The 12,972-nt window shown below is 69.5% G+C and carries 8 protein-coding genes, 1 tRNA gene and 2 pseudogenes; 3 read left to right on the forward strand and 8 right to left on the reverse strand.

Annotated elements, in window-relative coordinates:
- Positions 1 to 228: 228 nt before the first annotated feature.
- Entirely contained in the window at positions 229 to 4,605 is a 4,377-nt protein-coding gene (locus tag DER29_RS05235) for a trypsin-like peptidase domain-containing protein (protein WP_121396294.1), read from the reverse strand.
- Positions 4,602 to 4,952: a CU044_2847 family protein gene (locus DER29_RS05240; protein ID WP_148709978.1), complete on the reverse strand. Its 351-nt coding sequence runs from the start codon at positions 4,950 to 4,952 to the stop codon at positions 4,602 to 4,604. Before DER29_RS05240 ends, DER29_RS05235 begins: the two co-directional genes overlap by 4 nt.
- A gap of 809 nt (positions 4,953 to 5,761) precedes the next feature.
- Between DER29_RS05240 and DER29_RS35080 the strand changes: the two are divergent.
- Positions 5,762 to 5,938: pseudogene (locus DER29_RS35080) on the forward strand (VOC family protein); the annotation flags it as partial.
- A 36-nt stretch (positions 5,939 to 5,974) separates the two neighbouring features.
- Here the strand turns inward: DER29_RS35080 and DER29_RS05250 are convergent.
- The 6 genes and pseudogenes from DER29_RS05250 to DER29_RS05275 form a co-directional block, all read right to left on the reverse strand.
- Positions 5,975 to 6,865 carry a bile acid:sodium symporter family protein gene (locus DER29_RS05250; RefSeq protein ID WP_121396296.1) on the reverse strand — a complete coding sequence of 297 codons (891 nt, stop codon included), beginning with the start codon at positions 6,863 to 6,865 and terminating at the stop codon, positions 5,975 to 5,977.
- 244 nt (positions 6,866 to 7,109) lie between these two features.
- Positions 7,110 to 7,298 carry a hypothetical protein gene (locus DER29_RS34075; RefSeq protein ID WP_158618972.1) on the reverse strand — a complete coding sequence of 63 codons (189 nt, stop codon included), beginning with the start codon at positions 7,296 to 7,298 and terminating at the stop codon, positions 7,110 to 7,112.
- Positions 7,299 to 7,360: 62 nt separating this feature from the next.
- A pseudogene (locus DER29_RS05255) lies at positions 7,361 to 7,929 on the reverse strand (AAA family ATPase).
- A 15-nt stretch (positions 7,930 to 7,944) separates the two neighbouring features.
- The gene (locus DER29_RS05260; protein WP_121396298.1) at positions 7,945 to 8,607 is read right to left on the reverse strand and encodes a pentapeptide repeat-containing protein; all 663 of its coding nucleotides are present in this window, start codon (positions 8,605 to 8,607) and stop codon (positions 7,945 to 7,947) included.
- Positions 8,608 to 8,667: 60 nt separating this feature from the next.
- Positions 8,668 to 8,838 carry a multiple cyclophane-containing RiPP AmcA gene (amcA, locus tag DER29_RS05265; RefSeq protein ID WP_370040246.1) on the reverse strand — a complete coding sequence of 57 codons (171 nt, stop codon included), beginning with the start codon at positions 8,836 to 8,838 and terminating at the stop codon, positions 8,668 to 8,670.
- Between the two features lie 980 nt (positions 8,839 to 9,818).
- A tRNA-Lys gene (locus DER29_RS05275) sits at positions 9,819 to 9,894 on the reverse strand.
- Between the two features lie 187 nt (positions 9,895 to 10,081).
- Here DER29_RS05275 and DER29_RS05280 point away from each other — a divergent pair.
- Positions 10,082 to 11,359 (forward strand): Ig-like domain-containing protein, encoded by a 1,278-nt coding sequence (locus DER29_RS05280; RefSeq protein WP_121396300.1) that lies wholly within the window; start codon positions 10,082 to 10,084, stop codon positions 11,357 to 11,359.
- A 304-nt stretch (positions 11,360 to 11,663) separates the two neighbouring features.
- On the forward strand, positions 11,664 to 12,959 hold the full coding sequence (locus DER29_RS05285; protein ID WP_121396301.1) for an Ig-like domain-containing protein: 1,296 nt from the start codon (positions 11,664 to 11,666) through the stop codon (positions 12,957 to 12,959).
- The last annotated feature ends 13 nt before the right edge of the window (positions 12,960 to 12,972 follow it).

The raw sequence follows: 12,972 nt of genomic DNA on the forward strand, positions 1-12,972 counted from the left end.
GACCCGGATCCTGTCGACGTTGCTGTCACTCACCCCGAAACGACATCTGGGCACCCACCCGCGAGGGTGAATGCCCAGATCATTGCTGGTGCGCCGCCAGGGACTCGAACCCCGAACCCGCGAGGTCCAGCAGGGCGGTCGGGCACCGCCCGGCATGCCTGAGGGTTTGGTTGCGGGTCGACCCCACAGGTCGATGCAGGTGGCGTAGGCAGGCCGGCCGGCCGTCGGTCAACAGGGCGATCCGGCACCGACCGGGTCGAGCTCCTCCCGGTCGACCTCGGTCGCCCCGCCGTGTGCCCGGCACACCTGTTCGTGCCAACTGAGGGGATCGGCGCTGACGCGTCCCCACCCGGCATTCTCGTAGGACACGAGCAGCTCCCCGCCCTTCGGGGAGAGCTGCTCGGCGGAACCCGCCACCGGCAGGACGACCTGTGCCGCTCCCTTGCCACGTAGCCTGTCCATGAACGTCGCGGGCTCGGTGCGCTGCACCACGAGGCCCGCCCCGGTGGACAGCGCGATGCGGCCCGGCATCGCCAACCAGTGCGGCTTGGTCCCGTTCACCTCGAAGCGTTGGGCCTCTCGGCCGCCGTCCGTGCTCTGCAGAAGTAGCGGGCCCTCGCTGTAGGTGATCGCCAGGCGGCTCCCGTCCGGGTGCAGGGCCAGGCCGTAGGCCGACCGCCCCCGATCGTCGGCGAGCGGCTGCCAGGCGCCTTCTCGGCGGCCGGTGGCGAGGCTCCAGGTCTCGATGACGTTGTCCGGTCCCGTCAGGACGAACAACACCGGCCGCGTCGGATGGGGCACCGTGAGGACCCGACTGTCCGCGATGCGGAACGGCGCACCGCGTGGCGTCCCGGTGCGGGCATCCCACACCGAGGTCGTTCCATTGCAGACGACCACCAGTGTCGCCCCGGAGTACGCCCAGCTCAGTGAGGGTAGGTGACCGGACAGCGCGGTCCTGGCGGCGCATTGCGGCACGGCGATCGTCGCCAGTCGCCGCATCGTCCGGGTCTCCCACAGCGTGAGCGAGCCAGGTGCGGTCCCTGGGGTGGCCACCAGGGTGCCGTCGCCGTTGAAGGCGAGTGAGTTGTGCAACTCCCAACCGGTGGTCCAGCCCGGCGTCACCCGCTCGGTGCTCGCTGCCCGTCGCCGGCCGGTGCCTCTGTCCCACGCGCTCAGCGACCCGTCCTGTCCCTGCACCACGACGAACGTGTCCGTCGGGTCGTACGCCGCAGCCCGGGCGGCGGCCAGCGCGAAGTCGACAGAGTCGACCGCGGGAAGCTCCAGCACCGCGATCCCGCCGGGACCGTTCACGGTCAACACGCCGCTGCCATCCGGGGTGGCTTGCAGCCGGAGCAGGGAGTCGGGCCCGTCAAAGTAGCTGGAGGGTGCGGGGAACGAGGCGACCTGACGGCGGGCGCGATGATCCCAGATCTCGACAGCCTCGTCCAGTAGGCGCAAGCGGTAGCCGTCCTCCTCGAACGGCCCGTTCTCGAGAAGGGCGGTGAAGCCTCGGGCCAGATCCACCGCGGCGTAGGCGCAGTGGCCCCGGTCCGCCGATCGCGGTACGTCGGCGAGCAAGGGCCGCTCACGGCTCGTCTCGAGGTTCAGCAGCAGATAGTCCACCCGTTGGACCGCGCCACCGAGCCCCTTGCGCGGACGGCACAGCACGAGCTCGGGTCGGTCCGGAAGGGAGCCGACGACCTGGGTGCCGGCTGCCATCGGAACCACCGGCCCTCGGGACGGCCGGAACAGTCCGTGACGGATGCTGTTCTTGTCGTCGTACGTGACGACGCCGAGGCGGCCGTCCGGACCGAGGCGGAGCGACGCACCGTGCCGAGACTGTGGCTTCACCGGCAGGCGGGACCGCTCGCCCCGGTCGGCGCCGGTGGCAGTGTCGATCACCCCGGCGATGTCGCCCACGACGTATCCCAGGCTGGTGCCGGTGTGGTCGAGGGCGAGCTGAACCGGTCGGTCGGTGAAGAAATCCGCCACCGGCCGGGCCAGCGGACGCCGGGCCACCGGCTTCCCGTTGGTCGCGTCCCACAAGGTCAGGACGTCGCCGGTCAGGGTCGCGACGGTGCGCCCGTCGCCGCTGATGGCAGCGGCCTTGGCCCTCGTGGGCAGGACGACGGCCCGGGGCGGATGGCCGGGGGTCAGGGTGTCCAGCCGCCACACCTCGACTCCGCCCCCGCCGCCGTCATAGGCCAGTTGGGCCTCCTGGTTGGCGCTGGTGGTGAGCATCTCGTGGCCGGAACGCCAGCTTCGCGCAGCCGGCGACACCGACCGTACGTACCGGTAGCTGCGGTAGGCCTCCGCCAGAGCTTGCCGGGTCCTGGGTGTGTCCGCCCGGGTGAACGCGTCAGCCGCCACCAGCGCGCCGGTACGCCCGTCCCGGGTGTACGACGCGCGTTCCAGAAGGCCGTGGGCCGCCGCGACGGCAGCCTGCTGCTTGCTCGTCCGGTCCCGCCACCACCACAGGCCGGTGGAGGCGACCACGCCGGACAGCAGCACCAGGACGACCGTGAGAACCGCGGCGGTCACCATCCGGGCGGTGCGGCGTAGGCGGCTGCTCGCCGAGACGAACTCCCGCTCCGGCACGCTCAGGTCGTCCTGATGCACGTTCATCAGCGCCTCGGCCCGGCGTAGCTCACTGCCTTCGAGCAACGCGGGTCGGTCGTCGGCGCCGCCGGCCCAGGCGAGGACCCGGTGGCGCACGTCGCTGCGCCACCGGAGCAGCTCCCGCGATTCGGACAGCCACCCGGCCAGGCGGGGCCACTGGGCCATCAGGGCGTCGTGGGTGAATTCCACTGTCTCGTTGCCGTCCACCGCGACGCGTAACACCAGCATCCGGGTGGTGGCCAGCACCTGGGCCAGCTCCCACTGGGTCGCGTCCAGCTCGTCCCGGTGGGCGATGCGGCGGGCGTGTCCACCGTCCTCGAGCGGCAGGGCCAGGTGCAGAGCGAGACGTCTCGTCTGCTCGCGCTCCTGCGGACCGAGGTCACGGCTCCACACCTCGTCCAGGTGCTGGGCGATCGGGCCAGCGCCCTGCTGACTCTGCTGGTATGCCTCGTGGGTGAGCAGTCCGTCGGCGGTCTGCCGTTCCCACAGGTACGTCAGGGTGGCCTGGAGTACCGGAAGACAGTACGGCTGGTCGCGAAGATCGGCGATGATCCGCTCCCCCAGTGCCGGCTCGTATCGCACCGTCCCGGCGGCGCGCACCGGCTCGGTCACGACCCGGTGCAGTTCCTCGGTGTCCATGGGGGGCACGTCGATGACAGTGGTCGTCACACGGGTGAGCCCTTCCACGGCAGCGGAGCTGTCACCGTCCGAGGACGTGCCGGTGAAGTCGGCCAGCACATCGGTGCGAGAGGCGATGACCAGCCGGACGTCCGGCGGTCGCTGGGACGCGCCGACCTCGGCCAGCCGCACCAGCATGGCGAGAAAGCGCCGGGCGATGGTCGGCTCCGCCGCCGCCAACTCCTCGAACTGGTCGACGATGAGGACCAGGCAGCGGTACTGGAGTCGGTCGAGCAGCCCGTGGACGTAATCCTCGGGCGGCGCGTCCCTGAGGAGCGCGGCGACTTTTCCCTCCGCCTCCAGCGCTTCCGCCGGCTCCCGTTGGGGGGCGACCAGTCGCTCCATCGCCGACGCGAGCGCCAGCCATGGATCGCTGCGGGCCGCCGGGCGAACCACGACCGGAAGATACCCGTCCCGCCTGCGTAGGGAGGGCAGGATGCCCGCGTGCAGCAGTGACGTCTTGCCGGCTCCGGACGCGCCGCTCACTATGCAGACGCGACCGGCCACGATGGCCGCAACGGTCCGGTCGATCAAGCGTTCGCGTCCGTGGAAGTTGCCGGCATCGGATTCATCGAACGGTGTGAGCATCCGGAACGGACAGGCGGCGCGAACCCGGTCGGCCAGAAGTGGCCATGCGGTGAGCACCGTGTCAGCAGGCAGAGCGAATCCCTCGACCGCCACACCCCGATGTCGCCGTACCGCGCGCACCAGGCCCACAACCTGGCCACGGTGGCGGTCCCAGAGCGGCGTGCCGCTGAACCCAGGCTCCACCCGCGGCGCGTCCGCGGTGGCGTCGGGTGCGAGTTGTAGCCAGCCGTGCCGGACGACACCCCGAATCTCGCCGACGACCCAGGTGCCGATGCCTACCGTGTCCCGCGCGGAGCTGCCGTAGGCCACGAATCCGTGGCCAATGACCCCGGCCGAGCGAGCCAACGGTGTGGGATGGGCGCCCTCGGGCAGGGCGCCGTACAGTCGCAGTCCCGCCACGTCGCCTGATTCGTCTTCGGCGATCGGCTGCCAGATCTCGACCCGAGCGGTGAGAATACGGTCCTTGGCAAGGAGCGGGAACTCCAGGAGAACCGGGGCGTCAGGCACCGAGGCCGACGCCTCGGGAAACCGTTCCGGCAGCCCCAATGCTCGAGCTACGACATGAGCGCACGTCACCACCTCGCGGGGACCGACCAGCAGACCGAGTCCTACGCCGTTCCTGTCCGCGTCGAGGATACGGACGATCGACGCACGCAGCGGATACGCGGAAACACCGTCGAGCGTGGGCAGGCGATCTTGCTCTGATGGGGACCGGCTCACTCGTCGTCAGCCGATCCCTTCGGCGTGACCCCGCTACGTTGCCACTCGAAGAGGACCTTCAGCTGTCCCTCGACTCCGGTCTCGGCCAACACCAGCTTGCCCTTGGCAGTCACCTTGACACCCAACTCGATGGCCACCCGCTCGGGCGGGTGGGCCTGGTTCCATGCCTGCCGGGCCACCCCGGCGGCCATCGTGCGGAATCGGGCGAAGGACTCCTCGAATGAATCGGTCACGCGACCTACGACGTCGCTTGCTCGACCTGCTGAAACAACTCCTTCCACCTGCTCGGTCACTTCAGCGAGCACGACCGAGCCGTCGGGCAGGGGTACTTCAACATAGAACGCCACTTGATCAGATCCCTCCGATGACCACCGAGTGTCCGAAGCTAGCATCGTCGACGGACGCAAGAATCCGAGAGGCCGCCCGGATCTTTCCGGGTCGTAGGCCCTGCGGCGGAACTTGCCCACCCCCTCCCAGGTGCGTGGTCGCAATGCGAGAGTCACCGTCCGAAAGCCGGGCAGCTTCTGGAAATGACCGCCGCAAGCCGGAGGTCACAGCCGGGTCAGCTGAGGCCGAGCCCAGACCGCACCGGTAATCGTTCGGTCAGTCGCCAGCGTGTGCCCGGGGCACAGCAGTTGCTACGACGAGGCGTAGGCCTCTGTCGCGACGACAGCCGCCGTACGGCCGCGCGGTCATTCATGTCCTGATTACCCCGCCGGACATCAACCGCTCACAGCCATTCCGATCGCCCATCACCCAACGTGGGTGCCCGTCGCCGCGGACGGCCACCAGGATCATCTACACCGACATCGGATGCCGGATGGACTGCCGAATGGGGCGCCTACGGACCCGTCGAGTGCCCGCGCCCTCCTATCGTGGTCTTGGGCCGGATTCTGGAGATCACTGTTCAGTCATTCAACCGAAGAGACGAGCGCAATAACCCCTGCAAAGCACTTGGCGGGTCTGTAGTTGACCTCACGTCGCAGGCTGACCGAGCGCGACCTCACTGTCGATGAGAGCTGGCGTGGTAGGGCGAACTCCATGCCGTCGCAGTCGCCGTGCTTGAGGGCTGTCTGACCACTCGGGGCCGGCGTTGGCGAACGGTGCGCCGGATCGGCGACACCGGTAGCCGGCTTTGGCTGCTCTACGGGGACGGATGACATCGGTGAAGCAGTTCCAGATCGCCTTCGACTGCGCCGACCCGGAGCGCGTCGCCCGTTTCTGGTGGAGGTCCTGGGGTACGTCGTACCGCCGCCCTCGAAGGGGCTTCCCAGTTCGGAAGAGTTCGCGCGCGCTCCCGACCGATCGTCAGGGCAACGAGTTCTGCCTCGACTGAGCGGCCCAAACGACCACCTCGCCGGTGTCCGGCTCACGCGGTCCGGACCCTGCCGGCCTCGACCGGGTTACGTCCCCGGCTGACCAGGTAGCCGAAGACGGCGGCGGTGAAGAACATGACGATGCCGTAGACGGCGGCCGGGACCGCGATCTCGGTGCTGTTCAGCAACGCCGGGCTGATCGCGATAGTGATGGCCAACGTGCTGTTGTGGATACCGACCTCCATGCCGGCCGCGATCGACTCGCGCCGACCGACCCCGACCAGCCTCGGCACGCCGTACCCGACCAGCAGGCTGATCACGTTGAAGGCCAGCACCACCGCGCCGACCGCGAGGAAGTAGTCGGCGAGATTGGCCCGTTCCTTGAGCACCGCCCCGAGAATCACCGCGACCAGCACCACCACCGAGAGGATCTTCACCGGCCGGCCGAGTCGGTCGGCGAACCGGGGGAAGCGCGACCGCAGGGCCATTCCGAGGGCCACCGGCACCAGCACGATCGCGAAGACCTGGAGCACCTTGCCGAATTGGAGCCCGATCGGCGCCGCGTCGCCCAGGAAGTGATCCGCCGACAAGTTCACCACCACGGGCAGGGTGAAGACGGCGAGTACCGAGTTGACCGCGGTGAGCGTGACGTTGACGGCGACGTGGCCGCCGAAGAGATGGCTGTAGAGGTTGGCGGTGGTCCCGCCGGGCGAGGCGGCGAGCAGCATCATGCCGACGGCCAGCTCGGGCCTGAGCCCGAAGAGTAGGACCAGACCGAAGCAGAGCGCCGGCAGCAGCAGCACCTGGCAGCCGAGGGCGACGAGCATCAGCCTCGGGTACGCCGCCACCCGCCGAAAGTCACCGATGGTGAGGCCCAGCCCGAGGCCGAGCATGACGATGCCGAGCGCGACCGGCAACCCGACCGTCATCAACCAGGAGTCCATTCGCGGATTGTGCTGGTCGAAGCGGCCTGTCGACATCGTCCGTATCGCTGGTTCTCGATAGCACCCCGAGCGGTGCAGCGCGCCCGGCGGTGCGTCGGGGTTCACGGTCTCCGAGCCGAGCCGGTTCCACCGGTCGGCCAGCCGGCGAGCCGGTAGCGGCGCCGGGTGAGGCAACCCTCTCCGCAGCGCCTCGACCGGTACGCCGCCCGACCCGAGTCACGGCCTCCCTGGAGCCGCGACGAGATCAGAGAAGTTGTTTCAGCAGCCCGGAGAACTCGCTCATCACCACGGTCCGGCCCTGCTGCATCGGGTCGATCCACGTCGCGGGCTGACCGGGCGCGACTTCACTGTCATTGAGAGCTGGCTCATGCGGGCGTGGTAGGGCGAGCTCTATGCCGTCGCAGTCGCCGTGCTTGACGGGTTGTCTGACCACTCGGGACCGACGTTGACGAACGGTGCGCCGGAACGGCGACACCGGTAGCCGGCTTGGCTGCTCTACGGGGACGGAACGCTCGGAAGCAGGTCGTCGTCGCGTCCGGTCTGGGGTAGCCCGGCGGCAGCGGCGAGGGCCTCGACGGCGTCGACCAGGGTGGTGGTCTCCGGTAGGACGAGTTCGCCTGGCCAGCCCAGGACGTCATGGGCGGCGTACCAGCCGCTCATGTGCTCGGCGATGAACTCAGTGGCCTGCGGGCGGGTGAGGTGCCGGCGCAGGGTCTCGGCCAGGGACACGTCGAGGTAGCAGAACAGGGACCGCCCTCGGTGGCCGTCCCGCAGTGAGGTCAGCATGCTTCGGTAGCGGCTGCTGTGCATGATGCCCTCCAACACGGCGTGATAGCCGTGGTCCAGCGCGAACCGAACGGTCTGCCCGATCAACGCCGGTGCCGCACCGCCGGGTTTGTCCCGCTCGCGCAGCAGGATGCGGCGCAGGTAGTCCTGCTCGACCAGGGCGCAGCCCCGGCCGTGCCGGCGTCGCAGCTCGCGGGCGATGCTGCTCTTACCCGAGCCGGAGTTGCCCGGATGCAGACGAGGATCGTGTCCGGGCTGCCAGTGGGTTCAGCGAGCACGACGCCTCCTCGGCTTCAGTTGTTGCGGACGGTGAGGTCGAGGGCGGCGACGGTCAGCTGAGTGAGATCAGGAAGTTGGTCCTCGCCGACGGTGGCACCGCGCAGGTTGTCCAGCGGCGTCTTGAGGCCGTGAAGGCGGCTGCCCCGCAGATCGGTGCCGTCGAGGTGGCAGGAGTCCAGTTCCAGGCCGGCGAGGTCACATGACCACAGCGCGATGCGCGGTAGTCGGCATGAAGACCACGCGCCGTTGGTGAGAGTGCAGTCGGTGAAGGCGACCGAGCCGGCGGTGGTGACGCGGTGGAAGGTGGCGTAGTCGAAGCGGCAGCCGTCGAACAGAACGTCGTTGAGGCGTACGTCGGTGAATCTGGTGCCGGTGAACCGGGAACCGGTGATCGCACACCGCTCGATGGTGATGCCGGTCAGGGTCGCACCGGAGAAGTCGGTGCGGGTGATCTCACAGCCGTAGAGGCTGCCGGCTTCCCAAGTGCTCTCGCTCAGGTCCACGCCGGTGATCAGGCTGCTGCGGATGCTGACGTCCTCAAGGTGCGAGCCGTGCCACGCCGCACCCTCGACGAGGGCCTCGGTGAGGCCGCCGTCCAGGTCCGACGTGGTGTCGAGGTCGTCCGGTTCGAGGTCCGGCAGCAGGACCTTCACGTCGCCGATCGTGGTGGTACGCATGTGTCCTCAACCTGTGTGGGCGCGGGGTGGGCACGCCACCCCACGCGTCCCGTCGCGGGGCTATTTCTTCTTGTTCCAGTTGTCCCAGCCGGGTCGACTGTCGAACCGACCCTTGTTGTCCCAGGTAGGACGGTTGTCAAACTTTGCCGCGTCGATCGACGCTACCGACCGCTCCGGGTCCACGCCGAGGCGGGCGAGTTGCAGTTGATCATCAAAAAGCCACGTCGACATCGAAACCGGTAGCCCGCCGGGCACCGCCACCCGCCCGCCATCAGGTCAACACCGAGACATGCCGAACCCGCCCGCCGTCACCCTCCGTCACGCATTGCGAAGATGCCAACGGGGAGCACCGACTCGACGATGGTCGCGGTCCCGACCACCGGCACCTGTTCGTGCATCGTGATCACGTCGCCGGCCGCCAGACGTCGCCACCGTTGTGGACTCAGCGGAGCCAGGCGAATCACTGCCCTCCCGCCGGGCTGAAGATCCGGCTGTGCCTCGACCCACAGCCGCGCGACGTACAGGTCCGAGTCGCCCGCCGCCGTCACATCGCCGATGTCCCACAGCGGACGGAGGCGCCCGTCGCCAGGAATGGGGGGTCCGCCTGCCGCCGGCGACGTCCGGATCCACGAGCTGAAGGTCCGCGCGCATCACCCCGTGAACGACCTCGAAGCGGCGCCAGTGGCACCACCGCTCGGTCCGGGACTGCCACATCATCCTGGCCGCCTCGGCGAGCAGATCCCAGAACGCGGTCTCGGAGCGGTACGCGTCGCCCAGTTCCACGAGAATGCCCAACGCGACCTCCCACTCGTCGTGGTCGAGGTACTCGTCGGCATCGGCCACCGTCGTGCCGGCCGCACCCGTCGCAACCGCGGGCACGTGACGGGCAGCCCGACGAAGAAGCTCGGGAACATCCACGGCATGGATCCTCCCGCAGGATCCATTGGACACCACGCCCCCGGAAGGGGCCAGAGCCAGCTATCGGCCATGGAAACCCCACGGACGGCCCACATCTCGGCCGGCATCCCGGCTGCCGGCAACGCGCACCGCCCCACCGGCTGGATAGCTTGTGTCCACGATCACGGCACCGTGTCCATGGCCTACCGGAACCGTCCAACCGCTCCCGAGCACCCGGCGAGCACCCAGCCATCGCCACGGACACGAAAAAGGCTCCGGCCAGGTGGAAACCACCAGGCCAGAGCCTTTATTGCTGGTGCGCCGCCAGGGACTCGAACCCCGAACCCGCGGATTAAGAGTCCGCTGCTCTGCCAGTTGAGCTAGCGGCGCTCGCTGGCAACGGGGAGAACATTAGCACGCCCCCCGAGGGGGGTTCCAATCCGATCCCCGGCTCCCCCCTTCGGCCGAGCTTACCGGGCATTCAGGGGCAAAATCACCAGGCGGACGACGACAGGGGGCGGACATCAGGCGACCATGCGGCACGATGTGCGCCAGGTACGCGAGAACAGAGGTGGGGATGGGCATGTTCGCGCGGGCCGGGGCGATGGTGGGCGCCCTCGGCCTGGTGGCGTCGCTGGCTCTGACGGGCTGCGACGCGGAGCAGAAGAAGCAGGCGGAGTTCGTCGGCGGCACCGCGCCGGCCACGTCCGCCACACCGGGGGCGGCGGGCACGACGGCCGACCCTGGCACGACGGCCGCGCCGAGCGGTCCGCCGCTGACGGTGAGCCCGGCCGACGGGGGGAAGAACCGGCCGGTCAGCTCCGAGATCAGCGCCGAGGTGCCCGGCGGCGGGAAGGTGTCCAGCGTCACGCTGACCACCGCCAACGGCGGTCAGGTCGAGGGGCGCCTGCGCGCCGACGGCTCGTCCTGGGTGCCCTCGAAGCCGCTCAAGTACGGCACCCGTTACACGGCCACGGTCACCGCCACCGGCCCCGACGGGGTGACCAGCCAGGGCACGAGCACCTTCACGACGATGGCGAAGCCCAAGTCGATGATCAGCTCCGGCCTCTACCTCTTCGACGACAAGACCTACGGCGTGGCGATGCCGGTGGTCACCGAGTTCCACCCGGGGATCCCGAAGAAGGACCGGGCGGCGGTGCAGAAGCGCATGTTCGTGCAGACCGATCCGCCGCAGCCGGGCGCCTGGCACTGGGTGGAGAACGGCACCCAGGCCTACTACCGCGCGCCGGAGTACTGGAAGCCCGGCACCACGCTCACCGTCCGGATCGCGCTGGCCGGCATCCCGCTGAGCAACGGCCGCTACGGCAACGTCGACCGTACGGCGACCGCGAAGATCGGCCGGGCGTTCGAGATGAAGGTGGACAACGCCACCAAGAAGATGACGGTGTACGAGGACGGCCAGGTGGTCCGTACCCTGCCGGTGAGCCTGGGCAAGAAGAAGACCCCCTCCTCCAGCGGCACGATGGTCGTGATGGAGAAGAAGGAGTCCACGGTCTTCGACACCCGCGACGATCCGGACCCGGCGAACCGCTACGTCACGGAGATCGACTTCGCCCAGCGGCTCACCTGGGGCGGCGAGTACATCCACGCGGCGCCCTGGTCGGAGCACGTGCAGGGTCGGCAGAACGTCTCGCACGGCTGCGTCAACGTCTCGATGGCGAACGCCCGGTGGCTGTTCGGGAAGACCAAGGTGGGTGACCCGATCACCATCAAGGGCACCGAGCGCAGGCTGGCGCCGGGCAACGGCTGGACGGCGTGGAGCCAGAGCTGGTCCGACTTCGTCAAGGGCAGCGCCGTGCCGGTGCCGGAGGCGGGCGAGGGGTCGGCCTTCTGAGGCACCCGTACCGACGATCCGGCGACCGGCCCGCACCCCGCGCGGGCCGGTCGCCGTCTTCGTGGCCCGGCCGCGACGCCGTCCGGGCCCGCGATGCCGGCGATGCCCCCAGGAGCCCGCGCCCGCGCCGCCGGGCCCGTGCGGCGGGCAGGGAAAGGCGAGCGGGCCTCGGCAAAGCCCCGGGTCTTATCAACATTCGGACATCTCGCGCTGCGTGTTTCGGTTCACCTTGCGGAACGGGTACCTGTGTCGGTGCGTCAGTGAGGGACGATGGGCAACCGGGGACCACGACTGTGAGGAAATCATGCGAGCTGTCCAGGACCAGCTGATCCGGCGCGGAGGCGACCGGCGGGGTGGCCGACGCCGCGGCTTCGCGGCGGCGGTGCTCGCCGTGACGCTCGCGCTGGCCTCCGCCTGCACCGACGGTGGCGGGGGCAAGCCCTCGGGCTGGCAGAACGGCGACGACCAGCCCGCCGCGCCGAAGGCGGCGGCCACCATCGTCGAGCCCAAGGCCGACGCGAAGGACGTGCCCGCGTCCACCGGCATCACCTTCACGGCGACGGAGGCCGAGGAGACCAGCGTCGAGCTGAAGGACTCCGCCGGCGCGGCCGTCGAGGGCGAGCTGGCGGCCGACGGGAAGAGCTGGCTGCCCGTCGGCGCGCTGAAGTACGGCGAGACGTACACCGCGACGGTGACCGCGACCGGCGACGACGGCCGGCCGGCCACGGCGACCAGCACCTTCACCACCATGGCGAAGCCCGGCAAGCAGGTCCGGATCAGCAGCTTCCTGGGTGACGACCAGGTCGTCGGCGTCGGCATGCCGCTGATCGTGAAGTTCAGCCGGGCCGTCCCGGAGGACTACCGCGACGACGTGCAGAGCCGGATGAAGGTCACCTCCGTACCGGCGCAGGAGGGCATCTGGCACTGGGTCAGCCCGACCGAGATCCGCTACCGCCCGAAGGAGTTCTGGCAGGCGAACAGCACGGTCTCCTACCGGGTCCAGGCTGGCGGCCTGCCGCTGGGCGACGGCTGGTACGGCCGGGCGGACCTCAGCGTCGGCATCAAGGTCGGCCCGGCGGTGGTCATGACGGTGGACAACAAGACCAAGCGGATGACCGTCACGAAGGACGGCTCTGTGATCAAGACCATCCCGGTCAGCCTCGGCAAGAAGAGCACCCCGTCCTCCAGCGGCACCATGGTGGTCATCGAGAAGCTGCGCAAGACGGTCTTCGACACCTTCGAGGAGCTGGGCCCCGAGGAGGGCTACCGCACCAAGATCGACTACGCCCAGCGGCTGACCTGGGGCGGCGAGTTCATCCACGCCGCGCCCTGGTCGGAGGGACAGCAGGGCCGGGTGAACGTCTCGCACGGCTGCGTGAACGTCTCCATGGCCAACGGCGCCTGGCTGTTCGCCAACACCCGCGTCGGCGACCCGATCACCGTCAAGGGCACGGAGCGGAAGCTCCAGAACGGCAACGGCTGGACCGACTGGAACATGAGCTGGGAGCAGTACGTCAAGGGCAGCGCCCTGCCGTACGAGCCGCCGACCGAGGCCGCCCCGGAGGAGACCGGCGAGCCCACGGCCACCCCGACCGCCTGAGCCCGGAACGCCG

Origin of the sequence: Micromonospora sp. M71_S20, assembly GCF_003664255.1 — a bacterium.
GTDB lineage: Bacteria > Actinomycetota > Actinomycetes > Mycobacteriales > Micromonosporaceae > Micromonospora.